Below are 25,947 nucleotides of genomic sequence, written 5' to 3'. Positions count from 1 at the left end.
AAAGAATAATAATAATAGTAATAGGGCTTGTTAACATGTGGATAAGCATGACAAAACAAAGGAAACACAGTCATCCACATGTGGATAGACTGTGCGCATTTTTTCTATTATTCACAAAAACAAAGCGATTAATGTTTTAGCTTCTCTTGAATCTCTTTAATATGTTTCTGTAATTGAACGTCCGTCTGTAATAAATTTGTGATTTTTTCATGCGCGTGAATGACGGTCGTATGATCGCGGCCACCAAATTCTTCTCCGATTTTCGGGAGCGAGCAGTCCGTTAACTCGCGGGAAAGATACATCGCGATTTGTCGCGGGAATGCAACCGATTTTGTCCGTTTCTTTGCTTTGAAATCTTCCAGTTTTAAGTTAAAATGCTCCCCGACGACTCGTTGAATATCTTGAATTGTGATGACTTTCGGTTTAGCGCTAGGAATAATATCTTTTAATGCTTCCGCGGCTAAATCAGCGTTAATTTCTTTATTGATGAGCGACGAATAGGCGACAACGCGAATGAGCGCTCCTTCTAACTCGCGAATGTTGGAATCAATCTGGTTGGCAATGTAGAGCATGACTTCATTCGGAATGTCGAACCCTTCCGCTTTCGCTTTTTTGCGCAAAATCGCAATTCTCGTTTCTAAATCAGGGGGAGTAATGTCGGTAATTAATCCCCACTCAAACCGTGAGCGAAGGCGGTCTTCAAGAGTCGGAATTTCTTTTGGCGGACGGTCGCTTGAAATGACGATTTGTTTACTTTCCTCATGTAGTGTATTAAAAGTATGGAAAAATTCTTCTTGCGTCTGTTCTTTTCCCGCTAAAAACTGAATATCATCAATTAGTAAGACGTCAACATTGCGATATTTGTTGCGAAAATCGTCGGCTTTATTGTCGCGAATCGCATTGATAAACTCGTTCGTAAATTTTTCTGAAGATAAATAGACGACTTTAGCTGAAGGATTATGCTCGATGACATAATGACCGATCGCATGCATTAAATGCGTCTTTCCTAATCCGACTCCACCGTAAATAAAAAGCGGGTTATACGCTTTCGCCGGCGCTTCGGCCACAGCTAAGGAAGCAGCATGTGCAAAGCGGTTTCCGGAACCGATGACGAACGTATCAAACGTATATTTCGGGTTGAGCATGCTTTGCGGGAAATCCGTCTGTTCTTCCTCTAGTTTTCGCTGTTTTTTTGTTGGCGGCTTGAGCTCTAGTTCTTCCTCATCCGGATTATGCGGAATAATAAATTTAATAGTTAACTCTTCTCCGGTAATGTCATAGATTGTTTCGCCTATTAAGTGCGCATAGCGGGAATCTAACCAGTCTCTAGCAAATTCGTTTGGGGCTACGATTACGAGTGTGTCACCTTTTAAAGAGTGAGCTTTTGTTGACTTTAGCCATGTTTCGAAGCTAGGTTTGCTAATCTTTTTTTCAATCTCCGCAAGCGCTTTATTCCACAAATCATCGATATTTTCCACCCGTTGGCCCTCCTTCTTATAAAGGCTTGTTCAACTTTTGTACAACCTTTTGAAACGCATGCATAAATGTTTATAAAAATGCGCATGTGGAAAAGTAATATAATAAGGAAAAAAAGCGACATTTCGACAAAACTAACGGCATGTGGATATTTTTTTCTACACTATTGAATAAAGTGTCCACACATTATTCACATTCTGTGGATAAAATGATTGTCTATACGAATAATCCAGAGTGAAAACAAGAATATAATATCAAATAACCCGTTGTGTTGCAATGATTTTAAAAAAATATCCACAATGTCCATATATTGTGGAAAAATCGTTATCCACACCACAAGACATTGTGAAAAAGATGTCGATAAATGTTGTGAATAGATGAAAAATAGGGATTGATCTATCCACAGCGAAAAAACGATCAAAGAACCGCCTGGGACAGTTGACATTTTGCTAGGTTGTTCAATATAATTAGAAAGACTGCCTGTAACAGTTATTCCTCAGGGAGGTGTCATAAATGAAACGCACATATCAACCAAACAAGCGTAAACGCAGCAAAGTTCACGGCTTCCGCGCGCGCATGAGCACAAAAAATGGACGTAAAGTGCTTGCACGTCGTCGCCGCAAAGGAAGAAAAGTATTATCCGCATAGGCCACTGAAACATCAGTGGTCTTTTTTCTAAATATAAAGTATGGAGTGTTCGGACTTGGGATGAAAAAAAAATACCGATAAAGTATGGAGTGTTCGGACTTGGGATGAAAAAAAAATACCGAATCAAAAAAAATGAAGAGTTTCAGCAAGTGTTTCAAGAAGGAAAATCGATGGCGAACCGGCAGTTTGTCGTTTATGTACTTGATCGTCCCGAGCAGCCTTACTTTCGCCTTGGCTTATCGGTGAGTAAAAAAATTGGGAAAGCGGTCGTGAGAAACAAGGTGAAACGCTATATTCGCCAAGCTTTTTTAGAGTTGCGCGAACAGGTGACACCAGGAAAAGATTATGTCGTGATCGCGCGAATGCCGACGTCGGAAATGAACTATGCGGAAGTGAAAAAAAGTTTGCAGCACGTATTAAAAAAAGCGGGCGTATTACTGAATCAACCGAATCGTGTTGATTAACTAATAAACGATTTTTTCTTAGCCTTTCTGCCTTAGTCGGCAAGCGATTTGCTTGTAGGGCAGAAAAGCAGGTGTTCAGTTATACAACTTCGTATTTTCTGAGTAAAAAATGGATAATCAATACTCGTGGAATCAACCGTTTCAGCGGCAATAATGGTAAAATACATATAGAAACTGCGGAAAAGTTAGGAGGAAAATAAGGTGAAAAGGCGAATTTGGTTAATAGTCGCACTTGTTTTGCTAGTGGCTTTCGTTTCAGGGTGTTCGCAAATTAATCAGCCGATCACACCGGAAAGTAAAGGGTTTTGGAACGAATATATCGTCTATCCGCTTTCGTGGCTAATCAAGTACGTGGCAAAGTTGTTTGGCGGGAATTACGGTTTGTCGATTATTATCGTAACGATCATCATTCGGTTGGCTATTTTACCGTTAATGATCCAGCAAACGAAAAATGCGAAAGCGATGCAGGCGTTGCAGCCGGAGTTGCAAAAACTGAAAGAAAAATACAGTTCAAAAGATATGCAAACCCAACAAAAATTGCAACAAGAAACGATGTTGCTGTTCCAAAAACATGGCGTCAACCCGTTAGCCGGATGTTTCCCGCTGCTCATTCAGACGCCGATTTTAATCGGTTTTTATCACGCGATTATGCGGACACGAGAAATTGCTGATCACAATTTTTTATGGTTCGATCTAGGTGCAAAAGACCCGTACTATATTTTACCGGTCGTCGCTGGTGTTGCAACGTTTATTCAGCAAAAAATCATGATGGCCGGAACGGAGCAACAAAATCCGCAAATGGCAATGATGCTTTGGATGATGCCGATCATGATCATTGTGTTCGGGATTAACTTTCCAGCCGCGTTGTCGCTTTACTGGGTAGTCGGAAACATTTTCTCCATTGTGCAAACGTATTTGATCAAAGGTCCTGATTTAAAATCTTCTCATTCAGGGGGACAGAAAAAGTGAAAGAAGTAACCGCGACCGCTTCCACTGTTGATGAAGCTATTCAGCTGGCTTTAAGTCAATTAGGAGTTTCGAAAGATCGCGTGGAAATCAATGTATTGGATCAAGGGAAAAAAGGGTTGTTCGGGATTTTCGGCAATAAACCGGCGGTTGTTAAAGCGACGGTGTTGCCGCATCCGGTCGAAGAAGCGGAAGCCTTTTTAAAAAAGGTCATTGAACAAATGGGTATTTCAGCTCATATTGAGAAGGCGGAAAATGAAAAAGACGTTCAGTTTATGATCGGTGGAGAACAAGTAGCGCGCTTGATCGGTAAACATGGACAAACATTAAATTCTTTACAGTTCCTTACACAACTCGTTGCTAACCGGTACGCGAAAGGTTATATTCATATTACGGTTGATGCAGAAAACTATCGAACAAGACGCCAGGAAGTACTAGTGCAGCTAGCAAAAAAATTGGCGGAAAAAGCGGTGAAGACAGGAAAAGAAGTTAAATTAGAACCACTTCCAGCTTATGAGCGAAAGGTGATTCACGCAACATTAGCTAAAAACGGCAAAGTGAAAACTTTTTCCGTCGGAACAGAACCGCACCGCTATATTGTGATTGCTCCCGTACGCGAACGAACGAATTAGCAGTAGTGTAGCGTGGGGGGAAGAGGCTATCTCATCGTTTGAGACGGCCTCTTTTTCTGTTGTTGATAAAGCGGGAAATTTATTGTTATTCACATGTGGATAAGTTAAAATTGATAATGATTACCTTCTAGGTTGTGGATGTGGATAGAAGATGATTCGGTTTGTTCACAATAGATAACAACAAGAATTGAAGCGAGGTGAAAGCGGCATGGAGTTTGATACGATTGCGGCGATTTCGACCCCGATGGGGGAAGGGGCAATCGCCATTGTGCGTTTGAGTGGAGATGAAGCGATTGCGATTGCCGACCGCATTTTTAAAGGAGCAGGCGGAAAGCGGTTGAAAGATGTTCCTTCTCATACAATTCATTACGGCCGCATCATTGATCCTGCCAACGGCCAGACGGTAGAGGAAGTCATGGTGTCGGTCATGAAAGCGCCGAAAACATTTACCCGGGAAGATGTCGTAGAAATTAACTGTCACGGTGGTTTAGTATCGGTCAACCGCGTATTGCAGCTCGTGTTGACAAACGGTGCGCGCCTTGCTGAACCAGGCGAATTTACGAAGAGGGCGTTTTTAAACGGACGCATTGACTTGTCGCAAGCGGAAGCGGTCATTGATTTAATCCGTGCCAAAACAGATCGGGCGATGCATGTCGCGCTCAGCCAAATGGAAGGGCGATTGTCCAACATGATTCGCCATTTGCGGCAAACGATTTTAGAAACGCTTGCTCACGTAGAAGTAAATATTGATTATCCCGAATACGATGATGTGGAAGAGATGACCCACCAGCTGCTTATGGAAAAGGCAGCGTACGTTCGCGACCAAATTGATCGGCTGTTACAGACCGCCCAACAAGGGAAAATATTGCGCGAAGGGCTTGCTACTGCGATTATTGGTCGTCCAAACGTTGGGAAATCATCGCTTTTAAATAATCTTGTTCACGAAAATAAAGCGATTGTCACCGACATCCCCGGCACGACAAGGGATGTGATTGAGGAATACGTCAACGTCCGCGGCGTCCCTTTGAGGCTAATCGATACCGCAGGAATTCGCGAAACGGAGGATATTGTTGAGCGAATCGGCGTGGAACGTTCCCAGCAAATGGTAAAAGAGGCCGATTTAATTCTATTAGTGTTAAACTATAACGAACCGTTGATGGAAGAAGACGAGCAACTTTTTGCGACAGTCAAAGGAAAAGAAGTGATTGTCATCGTCAATAAAACGGATTTACCGCAAAAAATCGATATGGAGCGCGTTCGCGAGCTCGCGGCCGGCCGGCCGGTCGTGACGACGTCCTTGTTGGAGGAAAAGGGAATTGAAGAACTAGAAGAAGCGATCTCACGGTTATTTTTCACCGGAGCGGTCGAAGCAGGCGATTTAACATATGTGTCTAATTCACGCCATATCGCACTTCTCCATCAAGCGAAACAAGCGATCGAAGAGGCGATCGCTGGGATTGAAGCAGGTGTGCCAATTGATATCGTTCAAATTGACTTGACGCGAGCGTGGGAGCTGCTTGGGGAAATCATTGGCGATACCGTTCATGAAAGTTTGATTGATCAGCTGTTCTCGCAGTTTTGTTTAGGGAAATAAATTCAAAAGATTAGAAAAATGATCGAAAAAAGGAGGCTAGCTTTAATGGAATACCATGGCGGTACGTATGATGTCATCGTAGTCGGTGCGGGCCATGCGGGCTGTGAAGCAGGATTGGCTGCGGCGCGCATCGGGGCCAAAACGCTAATGATTACGTTAAATCTTGATATGGTTGCGTTTATGCCGTGTAACCCGTCGATCGGCGGTCCGGCGAAGGGGATTGTCGTCCGTGAAATTGATGCGTTAGGCGGGGAAATGGCGAAAAACATCGATAAAACATACATTCAAATGCGGATGTTAAACACAGGAAAAGGGCCAGCTGTCCGCGCATTGCGGGCGCAAGCCGATAAATTTTTGTACCAGCATGAAATGAAAAAGACGATAGAAAAAGAAGAAAACTTGACGTTATTGCAAGGAAAAGTAGAGCGTTTGATCGTCGAAGACGGTATATGCAAAGGGGTAATTACGCATACGGGAGCACATTATTATGCGAAAACGGTTGTCATTACGACAGGAACGTTTTTGCGCGGGGAAATTATTATTGGCGATATTAAATATTCGAGCGGGCCAAACAATCAGCAGCCGTCGATTAAGCTGTCGGAACATTTAGAGGAACTTGGGTTTGAATTGGTTCGTTTCAAAACTGGAACACCTCCGCGAGTGAACAGCCGTTCGATTGATTATAGCAAAACGGAAATTCAGCCGGGAGATGAGGTGCCGCGGGCGTTTTCTTACGAAACGACCGAATATATCACAGACCAGCTTCCGTGCTGGCTGACGTACACGACGGAGGCGACACATCGAATCATTGATGAAAATTTACATTTGTCGCCAATGTATTCTGGCATGATTAAAGGAACAGGACCGCGTTATTGTCCGTCGATTGAAGATAAAATCGTCCGTTTCCACGACAAGCCGCGCCATCAAATTTTCCTTGAACCGGAAGGGCGCAATACGGAAGAAGTGTATGTCCAAGGATTATCGACTAGCTTGCCGGAGCATATTCAGCGGCAAATATTAGCGACCATTCCAGGACTCGAACAGGCGCAATTGATGAGAGCAGGGTATGCGATTGAATACGATGCGATCGTGCCGACGCAGTTATGGCCGACGTTGGAAACAAAAATCGTGAAAAACTTATATACTGCAGGGCAAATTAACGGAACGTCCGGATACGAGGAAGCGGCAGGCCAAGGGTTGATCGCCGGTATTAACGCCGCAAGAAAAGCGTTAGGAAAAGAGGAGCTTATTTTAAGCCGTTCCGACGCTTACATCGGCGTCTTGATTGATGACCTTGTCACGAAGGGAACAAATGAACCGTATCGTTTGCTGACATCGCGTGCTGAGTACCGCTTGTTGCTTCGCCATGATAACGCGGATTTGCGCTTGACGGAAATAGGCTATCAAATCGGTCTTATTTCTGATGCCCGCTATGAAAAGTTTTTGGCGAAAAAAGCGGCGATCGAAAAAGAGAAAAAGCGGCTGCAAACGTATATCATTAAACCGACGCCTGAAGTGCAAGAAGTCATTCGACAAGCAGGCGGGAGCGAGCTGAAAGATGGCATTCGCGCAGCCGATTTATTGAAGCGACCGGAAATGACGTACGAACATATCCAATTGCTTGCCCCAGCGGAAGAAGACATTCCGGCAGATGTCATTGAGCAAGTCGAAATTCAAATTAAGTATGAAGGGTATATCGAGAAGTCGCTACAACAAGTAGAACGCCTTAAAAAAATGGAAAACAAAAAAATTCCAGAAGATATTGATTATGACGCGATTACGGGGCTTGCGACAGAAGCGCGACAAAAATTAAAACAAGTGCGCCCGCTTTCCATTGCGCAAGCATCGCGTATTTCCGGCGTGAATCCGGCCGATATTTCCATTTTGTTAGTCTATTTAGAACAAGGAAGAATCGCACGAGTGTCGAATGAATAATAAGTGAAGGGATTGGCATATGGATACAAAACAGTTTCAGATGCTGCTTCAGGAGAAAGGGATCTCCCTTTCTCCACAGCAATTGGCGCAATTTGAACGGTATTACGAGCTATTGGTTGAATGGAATGAAAAAATGAATTTAACAGCGATCACGGACAAGCCAGGCGTCTATTTAAAACATTTTTTCGATTCCATCTCACCAGCGTTTTATTACGATTTTTCACAACCTATTTCGCTTTGCGATGTCGGTGCAGGGGCCGGTTTCCCAAGCGTTCCGTTAAAAATTTGCTTTCCGCACATCCAACTATCGATTGTCGACTCGCTACAAAAACGCATTACGTTTCTTCATGTCCTTGCTTCAGAACTCGAATTGGAAGACGTGGCGTTTTATCACGACCGTGCCGAAACGTTCGGCAGAAAAGAAGGCATTCGCGAGTCATTTGATGTCGTCATCGCCCGCGCCGTTGCGCGAATGTCTGTATTAAGTGAATTGTGCCTCCCGCTCGTCCAAGTGAACGGGACATTTATCGCCATGAAAGCGGCTTCGGCTCAAGAAGAACTAGAGCAAGGTCAAACGGCCATTAAAGTACTAGGCGGAGAAATCGCCGCTGTTCACTCGTTTACGCTGCCGATTGAGGAAAGCGAGCGCACGATCATTGTGATCGATAAAAAACGGAAAACGCCAAATAAATATCCGCGGAAACCAGGAGTGCCGAACAAACTTCCGATTGAGTAAACCTTAAATTAGGGGAGAGTTTTTAAAGGTGGTGTGGGGAAATGAAGCATCCTTTTTCACGCTTCTTCAGTTTTGGAGAAAAGGAACAAGAAGAAATCATTGAAAAAACCGATAGTGAGGAAGTACGAAAAATTCCAGTCGCTCAAATTGTCCCGAACCGTTTTCAGCCGCGGACGATTTTTGATGATGAAAAAATTGCGGAACTCGCGTTAACGATTCGGACGCATGGAATTATTCAGCCGATTGTCGTTCGTGAATGCGAGGATGGGAGATTCGAAATTATCGCCGGCGAAAGACGGTGGCGCGCCGTTCAGCAGCTCGGATGGACGGAGATTCCCGCGATCATTAAAAACTTAAACGATAAAGAAACGGCTTCCGTCGCACTAATCGAAAACTTGCAGCGTGAGGAACTAACTCCGATTGAAGAAGCGATGGCGTATGCCAAATTATTAGAGCTGCATCATTTAACGCAAGAAGCGCTGGCACAACGGCTCGGAAAAGGGCAGTCCACGATCGCGAATAAACTTCGATTATTGAAGTTGCCGCAAGAAGTACAGGAAGCTCTTTTGCAACGAACGATTACAGAACGACATGCGCGGGCGTTAATTGTTTTAAAAGATAAAGAAAAACAGTTGAAATTGTTAAAAGAAATCATTGAAAAACAATTAAACGTGAAGCAAACAGAAGACCGCGTCTTAAAAATGCTAGAAGCGAACCAGTCGAAGTCGAAACCGAAACGAAAATCATTCAGCAAAGACATGCGAATTGCGGTCAACACGATTCGTCAATCGTTAGCCATGGTAGCGGACAGCGGTTTGTCGATTGATTCTGAAGAAGAAGAATTTGAAGACTACTATCAAATTACGATCCGCATTCCGAAAAAATAGGCGGGTGCTGAAAAACCTCATCATTAGGTAGGTGATGAGGTTTTTTGTCGCATTTCGCTTATAGAAAATACGTTCATTTTGTTTATTTCGTGATAGAATAAAACATATGAGTAATCCAAGGGTAGGTGTCATCGTGGGCAAAGTCATTGCGATTGCAAACCAAAAAGGCGGAGTGGGGAAGACGACAACAGCGGTGAATTTGGCCGCTTGTTTGGCACATCTCGACAAAAAAGTATTGCTTGTCGACATTGATCCCCAGGGGAATGCCACAAGCGGTATCGGCATTGAAAAAGGCGATATTGATGAATGCATTTATAATCTCCTCGTGGAAGGGATGAAAGCGAAAGATGTCGTAAGACCGACCAATATTGAACATTTACATATCATCCCGGCTACCATTCAATTAGCGGGTGCGGAAATTGAATTAGTGTCGGTCATATCGCGGGAAATTTTGCTAAAAAATGCCCTCGCCCCGTTAAAAGAGCATTATGACTTCATTTTGATCGACTGTCCGCCTTCATTAGGGTTGTTGACGTTAAACGCATTAACCGCTGCGGACGCGGTCTTAATTCCGGTGCAGTGCGAGTATTATGCGCTTGAAGGATTGAGCCAGCTGTTAAATACGATTCGCCTCGTCCAAAAACATTTAAACACGAACTTAAAGCTCGAAGGCGTTGTGTTAACGATGTTAGATGCGCGAACGAATTTAGGGCTTCAAGTCATTCAAGAAGTAAAAAAATATTTCCGCGAAAAAGTGTACGATACGATCATTCCGCGTAACGTCCGGTTAAGCGAAGCGCCGAGTCATGGAAAACCGATTATTCTTTATGATGTGCGGTCAAAAGGAGCAGAAGTATATATCGAGCTAGCAAAGGAGGTGTTAGCACGTGGCTAAAGGGCTTGGAAAAGGCATTAACGCTCTGTTTGCGAACTTGGAAGTAAATGAAGGTGAGTCGATTCAAGAAGTCAGCATTAAAGAGTTGCGTCCGAATCCTTATCAACCACGCAAAACATTTCGGCCGGAGTCGATTGAAGAATTAAAACAGTCGATCATCGAGCACGGAATTTTGCAGCCATTGATTGTTCGACAAAGCATTAAAGGTTATGAAATTGTCGTCGGAGAAAGACGGTTCCGCGCGGCTAAAGAAGCGAACTTAAAAACGGTTCCGGTCGTCGTCCGTAATTTAACGGAACAGCAAATGATGGAGTTTGCCCTGCTTGAAAATTTGCAGCGAGAAGACTTAACGCCGATTGAAGAAGCGATGGCATACCAAACGTTAATGGAACATCTTCAATTGACGCAAGAACAATTAGCTACCCGTGTCGGAAAAAGCCGTCCGCATATTGCAAATCATTTGCGTCTACTATCGTTGCCAAAAGAGATTCAACAGTTGCTGAACGACGGCACGTTGTCGATGGGGCATGGACGAGCGTTGCTAGGATTAAAGAAAAAAGAAAAGATGAAAATGGTCGTTGATAAAATCATTTCTGAACAACTCAATGTCCGCCAGCTTGAAAAACTGATTCAAGAAATCAATCAAAATGTTTCACGTGAAACAAACAAGCCGAAAAAAGAAAAAAGTGTCTTTTTCAAACAAAGCGAATCATTGTTGCGAGAAAAGCTCGGTACAAATGTAACGATTAAACAAAACCGAAAAAAAGGAAAAATTGAAATTGAATTTTTCTCTAATGACGATTTAGAACGGATTTTGCAGCTATTCGATGTCCAATGGGATGAATAATAACCATCAAAACGGGTGATGGTTTCTTTTTTTGAAAAGGGGAGAATGAAGTGGCTTTATTAGGAACGATTGTAAACGGTATTTGTATTATCGTCGGTGCTTTACTTGGCAAAATGTTTCACAGGATTCCAGAAAAAATGAAAGCGACCGTCATGAGCGGCATCGGTCTTGCGGTGGCGTTATTAGGCATCCAAATGGCGTTGAAAAGTGAACAGTTTCTTGTCGTCGTTTGCAGTCTTGTCTTCGGTGGCATACTAGGCGAATTATGGGATTTAGATGATCAGCTTAACCGGCTTGGTCATTGGCTCGAACGAAAAGTAGGAGGCCGTGAACAAGGAGCGATTGCGAAAGGGTTTGTGGCGGCGACGTTGTTGTTTGTCATTGGTGCGATGGCGATTATCGGAGCGCTAGATAGCGGATTGCGGGAGGATCATCGTGTGTTGTATACGAAATCGATTATTGACGGATTCACGAGCATTATTTTAACAACGACGCTCGGAATCGGTGTCATGTTTTCTGCTATCCCAGTCGTCTTGTATGAGGGGACGATCGCTCTGTTGGCTACGCAAATTCAAACATGGGTACCAAAGGAACTCATGAACTCGTTTATCGCTGAATCAACGGCTACCGGCGGCATTTTAATTATGGCGATCGGCCTCAACTTGCTTGGCATAACAGCGATTCGTGTAGCGAATTTACTTCCAAGTATTCTCGTGACCGCTTTCATTGTTGTTGTCGTGTACGTTTCATAATAAAAAATCCCTTCTTGTTAGTGAACAAAGAGGGGATTTTCCGTTTATAGCGGTTTAGATTGTTCTTGACTCCAAGTATTCGGCAAATATTCTCTTCGTTTTAAATAACGATCTGCTTCATAAATACCGTTTGCGATCGTTTTTGCCATGCTCATGACTAAATGAAGGCGCGTATTTTGTAAAACGAAAAATTCCATAAATCCGCTTACGTTTACAACCCCTGTAATGTGAAGATCGCCGACAGGAGGAAGTTGTTTATTGACGCCCGCACCCGGTCGGACAGGTCCTTCCGCGATCGTAATGGCTCCGACGCTTTTTAATCTTCCTAAACAAGCATCAACGGCAACCATAAATACATTTTCGTGAATGGAACGGATGGCAATAATTTTCTCCTCTAAATTCACGGCGTGAATCGGTTCTTCCAATGTTCCATATACGTGAAAATAAGATAAATTCTTTTCTTTTAACATCGTGCCGACGAACGGTCCGAGCGAATCGCCTGTGGATCGATCCGTTCCGATGCAAACGATCGCCATCGGTTGCGTCAACGGCGATGGAAGCAATGATACGAGGCGCATGGCGACTAAAGTGGCAGCCCCTTGCTCATCGTAGAAAACGCGTTCTTTTTCATTTTTCGAATGAAAAAAAATGGACGATAAGTTCATCTCGTTCACTCCCAATATCCAATGAAGTATTAAACAGTATACGGAAAAAACAGGGATTATATACATTCACCCCTTTGTTTTCTGATGGAGAATGTTATGGAAGTGAGAAAGGCATTGGTTTAGGGGAAGTCTACCCATTTACTTTGAATATTGGTAAAATAAGTGGTATGCATCGAGTAGAGTATTTTAGCGTATGTCGAGGTGAAGAAAAAAGTGAGCAGCATCAAAACTTTTTACCAACATATCTTTACATTTTTGACGAACGAAGATTTTTGGCTGCGGGTTAGTATTGGTATCGTCAAGATGATAACGATCATCGTAGTTGCGGTGATTATGGTCAAAGTTTTAAAAATCGCCGTTCATAATATTTTTAAAGTGCGGCAAAAAGCACCGATCCGTATTTCGGAGCGGCGCGAGGCAACATTATTAAAATTGCTGGATAACGTCGTTACGTATGTCATCTATTTTATTGCGCTCGTGATGATTTTAGATACGTTTGGTGTCGAAGTCCGAACATTGCTTGCTGGTGCTGGAATCGTCGGGCTTGCTGTCGGATTCGGGGCGCAAAGTTTAGTGAAAGATGTCATTACCGGATTTTTCATTATTTTTGAAGATCAGTTTTCCGTAGGTGATTACGTCCGCATCGGCAATTTTGAAGGATACGTCGAAACGATCGGGCTGAGAGTGACGAAAATTAAAAGCTGGACAGGGGAAGTTCATATTCTCCCTAACGGCAGCATTACCCAAGTTACAAACTTCTCCTTGCATAACAGTGTAGCGGTAGTAGACGTTAGCCTTTCTTATGAAGGAGATATTGAAAGAGCGGAAGAGGTCATTCGCGAACTGCTAGCGGAATTGCCAGCGAAGTACGAAGATATCGTTTCTCCTCCAGAATTGTTAGGCATTCAAAATTTCACGAATTCGGAAGTAGTCATGCGAGTGACGTGCGAAACAAAACCGATGCGCCATATGTTTATTGCGCGGGCATTGCGCAAAGAAATTAAGCTTCGCTTAGATGAACATGGCATCGAAATTCCATTTCCGCGTCTTGTTCTTTATAATCGCCAAGAAGAAACAAAGCAGGCGAAAACTGATGCGTAAGAGGGGGATGAAGCAATGGAGAAAGAGTTTGGATTAAACGATATTGTCGAAATGAAAAAGCCGCATCCGTGCGGAACGAATCGTTGGAAAATTATTCGCATGGGAGCAGACATTCGCATTAAATGCGAAGGTTGTGCACACAGTGTTTTAATCCCGCGAAAAGAATTTGTCCGGAAGCTAAGAAAAGTGTTGGAAAAGCATGAGGAATAGTGCAATGAAGGGGGAGAGGATATGGATGGGGTTCACATCTCGTCTTGTCCATTAAACTGTTGGGATACGTGCGGGTTGAAAGTGACAATCGAACGTGGAAAAGTGGTGAAAGTAGATGGCGATGATACACATCCAATTACGCAAGGAAAAATTTGCGGCCGCGGTCGAATGTTGGAGGCGCGCACGAACTCATCGAAGCGGCTGCTTTACCCGCTTAAAAAAATAAACGGACAATTCGTCCAAATTTCTTGGAAACAAGCGTTGGACGAAATCGCGGAAAAAATGGAGGAAATTCGGACAAAATACGGAACAACTGCGGTTCTTCACAGCCATGATTACGCCAATAGCGGATTATTGAAAAATATCGATCGCCGCTTTTTCAATTGCTATGGCGGAGTGACCGAGTTAACGGGAAGTCTTTGCTGGGGGGCAGGAATTGAAGCGCAAACATGGGATTTTGGCAATGCTTATAGCCATGCGCCAGAAGACATTTATCATAGCAAGCATGTTGTGGTTTGGGGAAGAAATGTCGCACGGACGAACATGCATTTATTCCAGCAGCTTCAAGCCGCCAAAAAACGGGGAACAACGTTAGTAGTTATCGACCCAATTTTTAATCAAACCGCGCAAATCGCCGATATGTACGTATCGGTAGCCCCAGGTATGGACGGCTTTTTAGCAGTCGGGATCATGAAAGAACTATTGCGTTTAGGTCTTGAAGACCGTTCTTTTATTGAAAACGATACGATTGGATTTGAAGATGTAGAGGCGTTGCTGCAAACGATCACGCTGGAAGAAATTGAACAAATCACCGGGGTGGCGCGCGATACGATCACTTTGCTAGCCCGCCTTTACGGAAACCGTCCGACAATGACGTATTTAGGGCTTGGGATGCAGCGCTATGCTAACGGCGGCAATACGATTCGTCTCATTGATGCGCTCGTTGCTATCAGCGGGAATGTTGGCATTCCTGGAGGTGGTGCGAATTTTGGCAACTTACAAGTCGGGCAAAGCTTCAATATTGCGGCTCTAACGTTGCCGGAACGAAAAACGGCTTCGCGCACCTTTACGATGATGAAACAAGCAGAGGGGATTTTGGAGGCAACCGCCCCAGAAATTAAAATGATTATCGTCACGTGTGGCAATCCGTTAACACAAGTGCCAAATACGAATGTTGTTAAAAAAGCGTTTCAATCTGTCGAAACGGTCGTTGTGTTCGAACAGTTTATGACCGATACGGCCGAAGTGGCTCATTATGTTTTACCAACGACGACCGTATTTGAAGAAGAAGACATTTATTATTCGTCGATGTATCATGCGTACGTGAATTATGGGCCAGCGCTTGTGCCGCCACCGGGAGAAGCGAAGCCGGATCTTTGGATTTGGACGCAGTTGGCCGAACGGCTAGGGTTCGGTGCTGATTTTGCGTTTTCACGAGATGAGTTTTTGGCGATGGGATTAAGCGGCCTTGAAAAGCATGGGATTACGCTCGAAACATTAAAACAAAAAAAGCGCATGCTTTTGCCGGTGAAAGCAGTGCCATGGGACGATTACCGTTTTCAAACACCGAGCGGGAAATACGAATTTACCTCTCTGTTGGCTGAGCAAAAAGGAATGGATGGGAAATTGCGCCTCATGTACCCGGCAGAATCGGAAATGACGGCCCCAGAACTAGCCAAAAAGTACCCGTATCGTTTGTTAACGATTCATCCGTTGCGTTCGAACCATTCGCAGCATTACCATTTAATCGAGGCGATGCAATCGATCAAAATCGAAATATCAAAAGATATTGCGGAAGAAAAAGGACTAGTGAATGGAGATTTAGCAAAAGTTTTTAATGACCGCGGTGAGCTTGTTGGCCGCGTAAAAATTTTGGCCAACGCTCATGCGAAGACGATCAATATTGACGAAGGACAATGGGGAAAATTTGGCGGAAGCGTCAATGTGTTGACGTCTGACCGCGAATCAGACAACGGTCAAGGAAGCACATTGTATGACTGTCTAGTAAACATTGAGAAAATCGAATGAACGTGCTTGTCATTTTATTTTTTACTATCTATAATGGGAAAAGATTTGACGGTTAAGAGGAGTGGAATGAATGGGATTAACAGCAGGAATCGTCGGGTTGCCAAACGTCGGAAAATCGACGCTATTTAATGCGATTACAAAAGCAGGAGCAGAATCTGCGAACTATCCGTTTTGTACGATTGAGCCGAACGTTGGGATTGTCGAAGTGCCTGACGAGCGATTAAAAAAATTAACAGAGCTTGTCCAGCCGAAACGAACGGTGCCGACTGTATTTGAATTTACCGATATTGCCGGCATTGTGAAAGGAGCGAGCAAAGGCGAAGGGCTAGGAAATAAGTTTTTATCCCATATTCGCCAAGTGGATGCCATTTGCCAAGTCGTTCGCTGCTTTTCCGATGAAAATATTACCCATGTAGCCGGGAAAGTCGATCCGCTTTCCGATATTGAAACGATCAATTTAGAGCTGATTTTGGCGGATCTTGAAACGGTCGATAAACGGATGGACCGCGTCGGAAAAATGGCAAAGCAAAAAGATAAAGAAGCGATGTTTGAATATGAAATTCTTACTCGCTTAAAAGAAACGTTTGAAGCCGGAAAAGCGGCTCGTACGCTGTCGTTTACGGAAGAAGAAATGAAAGTCGTGAAACAGCTGCACTTGTTAACGATTAAACCGATGCTATACGTCGCCAACGTTGGCGAAGAAGATTTAGCTGCTCCGGACGCGAACCCGTACGTTCAACAAGTGCGGGAATTTGCTAAAAGCGATAATGCCGAAGTGATCGTCGTTTGTGCGAAAGTGGAAGAAGAAATCGCCCAGCTTGATGAGGAAGAAAAACAAATGTTTTTACAGGAGTTAGGCATTAAACAGTCAGGATTGGACCAGCTGATCCGTGCGGCCTATAGTCTGTTAGGGTTAGCTACTTATTTTACAGCTGGGGAACAAGAAGTGCGTGCTTGGACGTTCCGTAAAGGCATGAAAGCGCCGCAATGTGCGGGCATTATTCATTCCGACTTTGAACGCGGTTTTATTCGCGCGGAAACGGTTTCTTTTGACGATTTAGTCGCTTGCGGTTCGATGGCAGCAGCCCGCGAAGCTGGAAAAGTGCGCCTAGAAGGAAAAGATTATGAAGTGCAAGACGGCGACATTATGCATTTTCGTTTTAACGTATAATATGTTGATTAGCCAAAAAACAAGTGGAGAAGGCTCTATTTCTAGCTTTTTTGCGTAGTCGGCTAGTCTTGCTTGCCGACTGGTCATGCTATACAATTCCATATTTCACAAGTGCAATATGGATAATCGACACTTGGGATTGCATCTATCGTTTGATCATGATATAATCAAAAAATGTGAGTAATGCATATTGCTCCTTGCTCTTGTATAGAGCCGTTTAGACCAAAAGGAGGTGACTGAAATGAGAAAGTACGAAATTATGTACATTATCCGCCCGAATATCGACGATGAAGGTCGAAAAGCAGTTGTAGAGCGTTTCAACAACATTTTAACAGAAAACGGTGCGGAAATTACGAGCGTGAAAGAATGGGGTAAACGTCGTTTAGCGTACGAAATCAAAGATTTCCGTGACGGTTACTACATGATCGTGAATGTTATGTCTCAGCCAAAAGCGGTACAAGAATTTGACCGTTTAGCGAAAATTAGCGAAGACATCATTCGTCACATCGTTGTGAAAGAGGAAGAATAATTCCGATTTTAAGGAGTGGTTCTGATGATTAATCGCGTAATTCTTGTAGGGCGACTTACAAGAGACCCGGAATTGCGCTATACTCCAAATGGAGTTGCTGTTGCCACATTTACGTTAGCGGTCAATCGCCCATTTACAAATCAGCAAGGCGAACGCGAAGCGGATTTCATTAACTGTGTCGTTTGGCGTCGTCCCGCTGAAAATGTCGCCAATTTCTTAAAAAAAGGAAGCTTGGCGGGAGTGGACGGACGTTTGCAAACGAGAAGTTACGAAGGTCAAGACGGAAAACGTGTGTACGTAACCGAAGTGGTTGCTGATAGTGTTCAATTTCTTGAACCGAAAGGTAGCACAGAACAACGTGGTGCAGCAACAGGTGGCTACTACGGGGAGCCGTATCCATTTGGACAAAATCAGAACCCACGTCACACTAATGACCAAAATTTTAGTCGCATCGATGAAGATCCGTTTGCCCATGATGGACAACCAATCGACATTTCTGATGACGACTTACCTTTTTAATAAAAGAGAAGCTAACTATTGAACGCGATAATAGTTTCGGATATCATCATTTTTAAAAACAGGAAGGAGGATAAACCATGGCAGGACGTAAAGGCGGACGTGCAAAACGTCGGAAAGTTTGCTATTTCACAGCGAACGGAATTACTCATATCGACTACAAAGATGTCGATACATTAAAGAAATTTATTTCGGAGCGCGGTAAAATTTTACCTCGTCGTGTAACTGGCACAAGCGCAAAATATCAACGTAAATTAACAGTAGCAATCAAACGCGCTCGCCAAATGGCATTATTACCATATGTAGCAGGCGAATAAGACAAGGAAAAGCAGTAAGGGGGACGGAGCCTTACTGCTTTTTTTATAGTATGTACATGCAAAAAGGAGGGTATGCGGTGAGAAATACATATGCGCTGACAGAAGCAGCGATTCAGCTCGCTATTTTTATCGTGTTGTTTTTAGCGTCGTTATACGTGCCGTTGCTCGGTATTGTGATTAGTTTCTTTTTATCTCTCCCTTTCATTATTTTTACGATGCGGCATGGTTATCGAGCTGCTCTCGTGCTTTTAGTTGCTGCCGTCATTGTTTCGTCATTGATTAGTTCATTTTTATCTGCTTTTGCCGCCATTATGTTTGGGACGGGTGGGATTGTCATCGGCGTGCTATTTGCGAAACAGAAAAATCGGTATATGATTTTAGCAGCAGCGACCGTTGTTTTTTTGCTGAATACGGTGATTGATTACATACTATCGGTGAAATTTTTCGACATCGATATCATTGCTCAAACGCTTTCGTTATTAAGCGATTCTTTTCATACAGCTACTCAAATGATGAAAGGAATGGGAAAAGAACCGCCAAAACAATTGATTGCCCGTTTTCAACAAGGATTGGAATTAATTAAATATGTCACACCGACATTGTTTGTCATTGCCGCTTTGGCGTCTGCTTATTTAACGATTAGCGTTTCTGTTCCGATTTTAAAACGGCTCAAGCTATCCGTCGGAACGTGGCCGCCGTTTCGCCAATTGATGCTGCCAAGACAGCTGATATGGTACTATATGCTCGTCTTAATCGCTACATTTTTCCCTTTGGAAAAAGGTACGTTTGCGTTTATCGTTGTTATCAACTTATATTACTTATTGCAGCTTCTATTTGCGATCCAAGGTTTTTCTTTTCTTTACTACATCGCTCATCGCAAACAAATAGCGAAAGGAATCGTCGTAATCGGAACGCTGTTTTGCTTCTTCGTCCCTTTTTTACTTTATCTTGTCGCAATATTAGGTATAATTGATTTAGGATTTGAATTGCGAAAACGCGTTCAATAGGCGAGAGAATGATGAATTTAGGAGCTGACATGAATGTCTCATTTTTATAAAAAAAGGGCATATCGCTACCCCCTTTATGCGCTGATGGTTGTTTCATTTAGTTCGCTTGCGTTGCTGACATACTTTCAATGGATATTGGGGTTAGCCAATCTTTTGCTCCTCGTATTTGTCCTTTATTATGTGATACGCTCACAGCGGGAGCTATATGCGGAGATAGAGCAATATATTTCGCAATTATCCCATCGCCTTAAAAAAGTGGGCGAAGAAGCTTTAATGGAAATGCCGATCGGAATTATGCTCATCAACGATGACTATGTCATTGAATGGACGAACGTATTTTTAACATCTTGTTTCGGAGAGCAAACGTTGGTCGGGCGTTCGTTATATGATGTAGCGGAACAATTGATACCCCTTATTAAGCAAGAAAACGAGAAGGAACTGATCGATATCCATGACCGAAAGTTTAAAGTGGTGATTAGGCGAGAAGAAAAGCTTATTTACTTCTTTGACGTAACCGATCAAGTGGAAATTGAGAAACAGTATGAAGCAGAGAGGGTCGTGTTAGGCGTTATTTTTCTAGATAACTATGATGAAATTACACAAGGAATGGATGATCAAGCGAAAAGTCAGTTGAATAGCCAAGTGACATCGATTTTGAATAAATGGGCGCACGACTACGGGATGTTTCTGAAAAGAACTTCATCCGATCGGTTTGTGGCGGTGTTGAACGAGCAAATTTTGCAACAGCTAGAAAAAAACAAGTTTTCCATTTTAGATGAAGTGCGAGAACAAACGATGAAAAATAATATTCAACTGACGTTAAGCATCGGGATTGGCACAGGTGCGCCTTCGCTTCCAGAGCTCGGGTCGCTCGCTCAATCAAGTTTAGACTTGGCGCTCGGGCGTGGCGGTGATCAAGTGGCGATTAAACAAGCGAACGGAAAAGTGAAATTTTATGGCGGGAAAACGAATCCAATCGAAAAACGTACTCGGGTGCGGGCTCGTGTCATCTCCCATGCGTTAAAAGAGTTAATCGTCGAGAGTGATAAAGTGATCGTTATGGGGCATAAATACCCAGATATGGACGCATTGGGCGGTGCGATCGGGATTTTGAAAATGGCGCAGCTGAATCAAAAAGAAGGATTTATCGTGCTTGATACGAATCGGATCGATGCCGGGGCACAGCGCCTCATTGAAGAAATTAAAAATCACCCAGAACTATGGTCGCGATTTATTAAGCCAGAACAAGCGCTTGAATTGATCACAGATGATACGTTGCTCGTGATCGTTGATACCCATCGCCCTTCACTAGTCATCGAAGAAAAGCTTATTTTTCGTACCGATCATATTGTCGTCATTGACCATCATCGCCGCGGCGAAGAATTTATTGCGAATCCGCTCCTTGTCTATATGGAGCCGTATGCTTCATCGACATCGGAACTTGTGACAGAATTGCTCGAATATCAACCGCAGCGAGCAAAGCTCTCGATGTTAGAAGCTACTGCCTTGCTAGCGGGTATTGTCGTCGATACGAAAAGCTTTACATTGCGTACCGGCTCGCGCACGTTTGATGCCGCTTCTTATTTGCGTGCTCAAGGCGCGGATACGGTGTTAGTACAAAAACTGCTGAAAGAAAATATCGTCAGCTATGTGAAACGAGCAAAAATTATCGAAAATGCTTCCATTAGTGCGAAAGGAATTGCGATTGCTAAAGGTAACCCGAATGAAGTATATGATCAAGTGCTAATTGCGCAAGCCGCTGATACGCTTTTGACGCTCAGCGGGGTGGTCGCTTCCTTTGTCATTTCGAAACGCACAGACGAAACGATCGGCATTAGTGCTCGTTCGTTAGGTGATATTAACGTTCAAGTCATTATGGAAAGTTTAGGTGGAGGCGGGCATTTAACGAATGCCGCTGCCCAGCTTGCGAATACGACAATGGAAGAGGCAGAACGCCGATTGCGAGCTGCCATTGATGAGTATTTAGAAGGAGGTAAAAAATCATGAAAGTGATTTTTCTAAAAGATGTGAAAGGGAAAGGAAAAAAAGGTGAAATCAAAAATGTAGCAGACGGTTATGCGCAAAACTTCCTGTTTAAACAAGGGCTGGCGATTGAAGCGACACCGGCGAATTTAAAAGCGCTTGAGGCGCAAAAAAATAAAGAGAAACGCCAAGCTGAAGAAGAATTGGTGAAAGCAAAACAATTAAAAGAACAGCTAGAGCAATTGACTGTCCAATTGTTTGCGAAAGCGGGGGAAGGCGGGCGCTTGTTCGGATCGATCACAAGCAAACAAATTGCCGAAGCGCTGCAAAGCCAGCATCAAGTGAAAATTGATAAACGAAAAATTGAATTAGAAGATGCCATTCGAGCGTTAGGATATACGAACGTGCCGGTGAAACTTCATCCGGAAGTAACAGCCACCTTAAAAGTGCATGTGAGTGAACAAAAATAGCTGGTTGAACATATTGGTTGATCAATCAATTAAGATAGCTCTATTATTAGCTTTTCTGCCTCAGTCGGCTAAGCTTCGCTTGCTGACTGGGTATGCTTATTATTCCATATTTTTCAAAATAAATAATGGATAATCAACATTTCTGCTAATTGAAAATGTGATTTTATGAGGCTCCCTCATATAATCACATTTTTCTTATGGATAGGATGGACAAGAAGGTGGTGAGTAAGATGAGTGATTTATTTGCCGAGCGCATTCCGCCGCAAAATATTGAAGCAGAGCAGGCTGTATTAGGGGCGATTTTTCTCGATTCTTCCGCTTTAACGTTAGCTTCGGAAATTTTAATACCGGAAGATTTTTATCGCGCGGCCCATCAAAAAATTTTCCATGCGATGTTGAAAGTAGCCGATAAAGGAGAGCCGGTTGACTTAGTCACGGTCACGGCGGAACTGGCCGATGCGAAGGCGCTTGAAGAAGTAGGGGGCGTTTCGTATTTAAGCGAGCTAGCGGATTCAGTCCCAACCGCAGCGAACGTCGAATATTATGCCCGGATTGTGGAAGAAAAATCCGTGCTGCGCCGCTTAATTCGCACAGCGACGTCGATTGCGCAAGACAGCTACACGCGTGAAGATGAAGTCGATGTGCTGTTGAACGAAGCGGAAAAGAAAATTATGGAGATTTCGCAACGGAAACATTCCGGGGCGTTTCAAAATATTAAAGACGTGCTCGTTCAAGCGTATGACAATATTGAGATGCTTCATAACCGAAAGGGGGAAATTACGGGAATCCCGACTGGATTTACGGAGCTTGACCGAATGACCGCTGGATTCCAACGCAGTGATTTAATTATCGTCGCGGCTCGTCCTTCCGTCGGAAAAACGGCGTTTGCGCTCAACATTGCGCAAAACGTTGCGACGAAAACAAACGAAAACGTGGCGATTTTTAGCCTTGAGATGAGCGCCCAACAGCTCGTGATGCGGATGCTTTGTGCGGAGGGGAACATTAATGCCCAAAATTTGCGGACGGGAAAATTGACGCCAGAAGATTGGGGCAAGTTAACAATGGCGATGGGAAGCTTGTCCAATGCTGGTATTTATATCGACGATACGCCGAGCATTCGCGTCAGCGAAATTCGGGCGAAATGCCGCCGCCTCAAGCAAGAAAGCGGGCTTGGAATGGTATTGATCGATTATTTGCAGCTCATTCAAGGGAGTGGAAGAAACCGAGAAAACCGCCAGCAAGAAGTATCGGAAATTTCTCGTTCGTTAAAAGCGCTCGCTCGTGAGTTAGAAGTTCCAGTCATCGCTTTATCGCAGCTTTCGCGTAGCGTAGAGCAGCGTCAAGATAAGCGTCCGATGATGTCAGATATTCGCGAATCGGGCAGCATCGAGCAAGACGCGGATATTGTCGCGTTTTTATATCGCGACGACTACTATGATAAAGACTCGGAAAACAAAAATATTATTGAAATTATCATTGCAAAGCAACGGAACGGCCCGGTCGGAACGGTCCAATTAGCCTTTATTAAAGAGTATAATAAATTTGTCAACCTAGAGCGGCGGTTTGATGATACGCAAATCCCTCCAGGTGCTTAAAGCGCTCTCCTTTCGAGAGCGCTCTTTTTTTGTTACTTCTGTATACGAATAAAAATACTAAAACGCCTATTTAACGTTCGTGTTTTATTGACTTTAGCGAATAAAAGTGCTACACTTACTATGTTTATATCGAGTAAAGCGGAGGTGCTCGCCATGTCTTCAGTAGTCGTTGTTGGGACGCAATGGGGCGATGAAGGAAAGGGAAAAATTACGGATTTCTTATCCGAAAATGCAGAAGTGATTGCGCGCTATCAAGGTGGAAATAACGCAGGACATACGATTGTCTTTAATGGGGAAAAATATAAATTACATCTTATTCCATCAGGGATTTTTTATAAAGACAAAATATGCGTGATCGGGAACGGGATGGTCGTCGATCCGAAAGCGCTTGTGGCAGAGCTGCAATATTTACATGAACGGGGCGTTTCAACCGATAACTTGCGCATCAGCAACCGTGCCCACGTCATTTTGCCATATCATTTGAAATTGGACGAAGTGGAAGAAGAACGGAAAGGTGCGAACAAAATCGGGACGACGAAAAAAGGGATCGGTCCAGCTTACATGGATAAAGCGGCCCGCATTGGCATCCGCATCGTTGATTTATTAGATCGCGAAGTGTTTGAAGAAAAGCTTGCTCGCAATTTGCAAGAAAAGAACGTTCTGTTCGAGAAAGTATACGGTGTTGCAGGGTTTAAGCTAGAGGATATTTTACAAGAGTATTATGAATACGGGCAACAAATTGCGAAATATGTATGCGATACGTCGGTTGTATTGAATAATGCGCTGGATGAAGGTCGCCGCGTCTTGTTTGAAGGGGCGCAAGGTGTGATGTTGGATATCGACCAAGGGACGTATCCGTTTGTCACCTCGTCGAATCCGGTTGCCGGTGGTGTGACGATTGGCTCTGGCGTAGGTCCAACGAAAATTAAGCATGTCGTAGGAGTCGCAAAAGCCTACACGACCCGCGTCGGTGATGGCCCATTCCCAACAGAGCTACATAATGAAATTGGCGATCGCATTCGCGAAGTCGGACGTGAATATGGAACAACAACAGGCCGTCCGCGCCGCGTCGGCTGGTTTGACAGCGTCGTTGTTCGCCATGCTCGCCGGGTCAGTGGAATTACTGATTTATCGTTGAACTCGATCGACGTATTAACAGGGATTGAAACGTTAAAAATTTGCGTCGCTTATCGCTATCGAGGACAAATGATCGAAGAGTTTCCAGCAAGCTTAAAAGTGTTGGCTGAATGTGAGCCTGTATATGAAGAGCTTCCAGGGTGGACCGAAGATATTACAGGTGTGAAAAGCTTAGACGAACTGCCGGCGAACGCTCGCCATTATGTAGAACGCATTTCACAATTGACCGGTATTCCGCTCTCGATTTTCTCTGTCGGCCCGGATCGTTCACAAACGAACATCATCCGTAGCGTATATGCATAAGAAAAGCGGAGGCGACTGGTTAGCTGTGATCCGGAGCTAGCCAGCGATGCAAAAATCGATATTAAAGCATAGGCACGAACAAGTGTCTATGCTTTTTTTGCGTGGAAGAAAACATTTGTCAGCCGCTGCATTTTCGCTTCAGGAGTGTTGATTAATCCATAAAAACCCGTTGAGAAAGCTCTATTTCTAGCTTTTCTTATGAATTGGCAATCGGTAATAAGTGAATTCGCGCTCATAACATGGTACATTATTAATATACGCACCTTTTTGAATGTCGGGGAAACGCGTTTTTCGTTTGACCTCCACCAAACATTACTAAATGTACGTGTCTTTTTGAATCCATCAATAACGGAAGGATGTGAATCATGATGGAAAAACGAATTCTTGTCGTAGATGATGAAAAACCAATTGCTGATATTTTGCAATTTAATCTGCAGCGGGAAGGATATGAAGTCATTTGCGCTTACGATGGGGTAGAAGCGCTACAAAAAGTGGAAGAGCTTGTTCCAGATCTTATTTTGCTTGATATCATGCTTCCGCAAAAAGATGGCATGGAAGTATGCCGCGAAGTGCGGAAGAAGTATGATATGCCGATTATTATGCTGACAGCGAAAGATTCAGAGATTGATAAAGTGCTTGGGCTTGAATTAGGGGCGGACGATTACGTAACGAAGCCGTTCAGCACAAGGGAATTGTTAGCGCGTGTCAAAGCGAATTTGCGCCGCCATCAACCAAATGCGGGCGCACAAGAAGAGCTAAACGATACGAGTGAAATTACGATTGGCTCGCTTGTCATTCGCCCGGATGCGTATATTGTATTGAAGCGAGGCGAAACGATTGAACTAACCCATCGTGAATTTGAATTGCTTTACTATTTGGCGAAACATATCGGACAAGTGATGACAAGGGAACATTTGTTGCAGACGGTATGGGGATACGATTATTACGGAGATGTTCGCACAGTAGACGTGACTGTTCGTCGCTTGCGGGAAAAAATTGAAGATAACCCTTCCCATCCAGCATGGATCGTCACACGCCGCGGTGTCGGTTATTATTTACGCAATCCAGAACAGGAGTAAACGA

The 25,947-nt window shown here is 43.7% G+C and carries 26 protein-coding genes; 24 read left to right on the top strand and 2 right to left on the bottom strand.

Features of this window, described 5'->3' with window-relative positions; all coding sequences use genetic code 11:
• Nucleotides 1-128: 128 nt before the first annotated feature.
• Nucleotides 129-1,478: a chromosomal replication initiator protein DnaA gene (gene dnaA, locus M4I42_RS04120; RefSeq protein ID WP_268850975.1), complete on the bottom strand. Its 1,350-nt coding sequence runs from the start codon at nucleotides 1,476-1,478 to the stop codon at nucleotides 129-131.
• A 511-nt stretch (nucleotides 1,479-1,989) separates the two neighbouring features.
• On the opposite strand from dnaA, the gene rpmH reads away from it, so the two are divergent.
• The 11 genes from rpmH to M4I42_RS04065 all read left to right on the top strand — a co-directional run bounded on the left by rpmH (nucleotide 1,990) and on the right by M4I42_RS04065 (nucleotide 11,832).
• Nucleotides 1,990-2,124: a 50S ribosomal protein L34 gene (gene rpmH / locus M4I42_RS04115; RefSeq protein WP_003397591.1), complete on the top strand. Its 135-nt coding sequence runs from the start codon at nucleotides 1,990-1,992 to the stop codon at nucleotides 2,122-2,124.
• 104 nt (nucleotides 2,125-2,228) lie between these two features.
• Nucleotides 2,229-2,588, top strand: coding sequence for a ribonuclease P protein component (gene rnpA / locus M4I42_RS04110; protein WP_268850974.1), 360 nt, complete (start codon nucleotides 2,229-2,231; stop codon nucleotides 2,586-2,588).
• 201 nt (nucleotides 2,589-2,789) lie between these two features.
• Nucleotides 2,790-3,557: a YidC family membrane integrase SpoIIIJ gene (gene spoIIIJ / locus M4I42_RS04105; RefSeq protein ID WP_268850973.1), complete on the top strand. Its 768-nt coding sequence runs from the start codon at nucleotides 2,790-2,792 to the stop codon at nucleotides 3,555-3,557.
• Nucleotides 3,554-4,186: an RNA-binding cell elongation regulator Jag/EloR gene (gene jag, locus M4I42_RS04100; RefSeq protein WP_268850972.1), complete on the top strand. Its 633-nt coding sequence runs from the start codon at nucleotides 3,554-3,556 to the stop codon at nucleotides 4,184-4,186. The genes spoIIIJ and jag overlap by 4 nt, the downstream gene beginning before the upstream one ends.
• Nucleotides 4,187-4,394: 208 nt before the next feature.
• A complete protein-coding gene (gene mnmE / locus M4I42_RS04095; protein ID WP_268850971.1) occupies nucleotides 4,395-5,780 on the top strand; it encodes a tRNA uridine-5-carboxymethylaminomethyl(34) synthesis GTPase MnmE in 1,386 nt (461 codons plus the stop codon).
• A gap of 45 nt (nucleotides 5,781-5,825) precedes the next feature.
• Complete coding sequence (gene mnmG, locus M4I42_RS04090; RefSeq protein ID WP_268850970.1) at nucleotides 5,826-7,715, top strand: tRNA uridine-5-carboxymethylaminomethyl(34) synthesis enzyme MnmG; 1,890 nt, start codon at nucleotides 5,826-5,828, stop codon at nucleotides 7,713-7,715.
• Nucleotides 7,716-7,734: 19 nt separating this feature from the next.
• A complete protein-coding gene (rsmG, locus tag M4I42_RS04085; RefSeq protein WP_268850969.1) occupies nucleotides 7,735-8,451 on the top strand; it encodes a 16S rRNA (guanine(527)-N(7))-methyltransferase RsmG in 717 nt (238 codons plus the stop codon).
• 41 nt (nucleotides 8,452-8,492) lie between these two features.
• Nucleotides 8,493-9,338, top strand: a complete 846-nt coding sequence (gene noc / locus M4I42_RS04080; RefSeq protein ID WP_268850968.1) for a nucleoid occlusion protein — start codon at nucleotides 8,493-8,495, stop codon at nucleotides 9,336-9,338.
• 133 nt (nucleotides 9,339-9,471) lie between these two features.
• The gene (locus tag M4I42_RS04075) at nucleotides 9,472-10,233 is read left to right on the top strand and encodes a ParA family protein (protein WP_268850967.1); all 762 of its coding nucleotides are present in this window, start codon (nucleotides 9,472-9,474) and stop codon (nucleotides 10,231-10,233) included.
• Nucleotides 10,226-11,080 (top strand): ParB/RepB/Spo0J family partition protein, encoded by an 855-nt coding sequence (locus M4I42_RS04070; RefSeq protein ID WP_268850966.1) that lies wholly within the window; start codon nucleotides 10,226-10,228, stop codon nucleotides 11,078-11,080. Before M4I42_RS04075 ends, M4I42_RS04070 begins: the two co-directional genes overlap by 8 nt.
• A gap of 50 nt (nucleotides 11,081-11,130) precedes the next feature.
• Nucleotides 11,131-11,832: a DUF554 domain-containing protein gene (locus M4I42_RS04065; RefSeq protein WP_268850965.1), complete on the top strand. Its 702-nt coding sequence runs from the start codon at nucleotides 11,131-11,133 to the stop codon at nucleotides 11,830-11,832.
• A gap of 44 nt (nucleotides 11,833-11,876) precedes the next feature.
• On the opposite strand, the gene yyaC is transcribed toward M4I42_RS04065, so the two are convergent.
• The gene (yyaC, locus tag M4I42_RS04060) at nucleotides 11,877-12,497 is read right to left on the bottom strand and encodes a spore protease YyaC (protein WP_268850964.1); all 621 of its coding nucleotides are present in this window, start codon (nucleotides 12,495-12,497) and stop codon (nucleotides 11,877-11,879) included.
• A gap of 213 nt (nucleotides 12,498-12,710) precedes the next feature.
• On the opposite strand from yyaC, the gene M4I42_RS04055 reads away from it, so the two are divergent.
• The 13 genes from M4I42_RS04055 to yycF all read left to right on the top strand — a co-directional run bounded on the left by M4I42_RS04055 (nucleotide 12,711) and on the right by yycF (nucleotide 25,943).
• A complete protein-coding gene (locus M4I42_RS04055) occupies nucleotides 12,711-13,598 on the top strand; it encodes a mechanosensitive ion channel family protein (protein WP_268850963.1) in 888 nt (295 codons plus the stop codon).
• A gap of 15 nt (nucleotides 13,599-13,613) precedes the next feature.
• Nucleotides 13,614-13,808, top strand: a complete 195-nt coding sequence (locus M4I42_RS04050) for a DUF951 domain-containing protein (RefSeq protein ID WP_268850962.1) — start codon at nucleotides 13,614-13,616, stop codon at nucleotides 13,806-13,808.
• A gap of 21 nt (nucleotides 13,809-13,829) precedes the next feature.
• On the top strand, nucleotides 13,830-15,836 hold the full coding sequence (locus M4I42_RS04045) for a molybdopterin-dependent oxidoreductase (RefSeq protein ID WP_268850961.1): 2,007 nt from the start codon (nucleotides 13,830-13,832) through the stop codon (nucleotides 15,834-15,836).
• A gap of 70 nt (nucleotides 15,837-15,906) precedes the next feature.
• Nucleotides 15,907-17,007 (top strand): redox-regulated ATPase YchF, encoded by a 1,101-nt coding sequence (gene ychF, locus M4I42_RS04040; RefSeq protein ID WP_268850960.1) that lies wholly within the window; start codon nucleotides 15,907-15,909, stop codon nucleotides 17,005-17,007.
• Nucleotides 17,008-17,248: 241 nt separating this feature from the next.
• Entirely contained in the window at nucleotides 17,249-17,536 is a 288-nt protein-coding gene (gene rpsF, locus M4I42_RS04035) for a 30S ribosomal protein S6 (protein ID WP_268850959.1), read from the top strand.
• 24 nt (nucleotides 17,537-17,560) lie between these two features.
• Entirely contained in the window at nucleotides 17,561-18,055 is a 495-nt protein-coding gene (gene ssb, locus M4I42_RS04030; protein WP_268850958.1) for a single-stranded DNA-binding protein, read from the top strand.
• A 77-nt stretch (nucleotides 18,056-18,132) separates the two neighbouring features.
• Nucleotides 18,133-18,369 carry a 30S ribosomal protein S18 gene (gene rpsR, locus M4I42_RS04025; RefSeq protein WP_027408127.1) on the top strand — a complete coding sequence of 79 codons (237 nt, stop codon included), beginning with the start codon at nucleotides 18,133-18,135 and terminating at the stop codon, nucleotides 18,367-18,369.
• A gap of 77 nt (nucleotides 18,370-18,446) precedes the next feature.
• Nucleotides 18,447-19,376, top strand: coding sequence for a YybS family protein (locus M4I42_RS04020; RefSeq protein ID WP_268850957.1), 930 nt, complete (start codon nucleotides 18,447-18,449; stop codon nucleotides 19,374-19,376).
• 33 nt (nucleotides 19,377-19,409) lie between these two features.
• On the top strand, nucleotides 19,410-21,383 hold the full coding sequence (locus M4I42_RS04015; protein WP_268850956.1) for a DHH family phosphoesterase: 1,974 nt from the start codon (nucleotides 19,410-19,412) through the stop codon (nucleotides 21,381-21,383).
• Nucleotides 21,380-21,829 carry a 50S ribosomal protein L9 gene (rplI, locus tag M4I42_RS04010; protein ID WP_268850955.1) on the top strand — a complete coding sequence of 150 codons (450 nt, stop codon included), beginning with the start codon at nucleotides 21,380-21,382 and terminating at the stop codon, nucleotides 21,827-21,829. Before M4I42_RS04015 ends, rplI begins: the two co-directional genes overlap by 4 nt.
• A 230-nt stretch (nucleotides 21,830-22,059) precedes the next feature.
• The gene (dnaB, locus tag M4I42_RS04005; RefSeq protein WP_268850954.1) at nucleotides 22,060-23,424 is read left to right on the top strand and encodes a replicative DNA helicase; all 1,365 of its coding nucleotides are present in this window, start codon (nucleotides 22,060-22,062) and stop codon (nucleotides 23,422-23,424) included.
• A 153-nt stretch (nucleotides 23,425-23,577) separates the two neighbouring features.
• Nucleotides 23,578-24,864 carry an adenylosuccinate synthase gene (locus M4I42_RS04000; protein WP_268850953.1) on the top strand — a complete coding sequence of 429 codons (1,287 nt, stop codon included), beginning with the start codon at nucleotides 23,578-23,580 and terminating at the stop codon, nucleotides 24,862-24,864.
• Nucleotides 24,865-25,232: 368 nt separating this feature from the next.
• Nucleotides 25,233-25,943 (top strand): response regulator YycF, encoded by a 711-nt coding sequence (yycF, locus tag M4I42_RS03995; RefSeq protein ID WP_268850952.1) that lies wholly within the window; start codon nucleotides 25,233-25,235, stop codon nucleotides 25,941-25,943.
• Nucleotides 25,944-25,947 lie beyond the last annotated feature (4 nt).

The organism is Anoxybacillus sp. J5B_2022, from assembly GCF_026847645.1.
In the GTDB taxonomy this organism is placed as follows: domain Bacteria; phylum Bacillota; class Bacilli; order Bacillales; family Anoxybacillaceae; genus Anoxybacteroides.
This window is presented reverse-complemented; position numbering and strand designations above follow the sequence as displayed.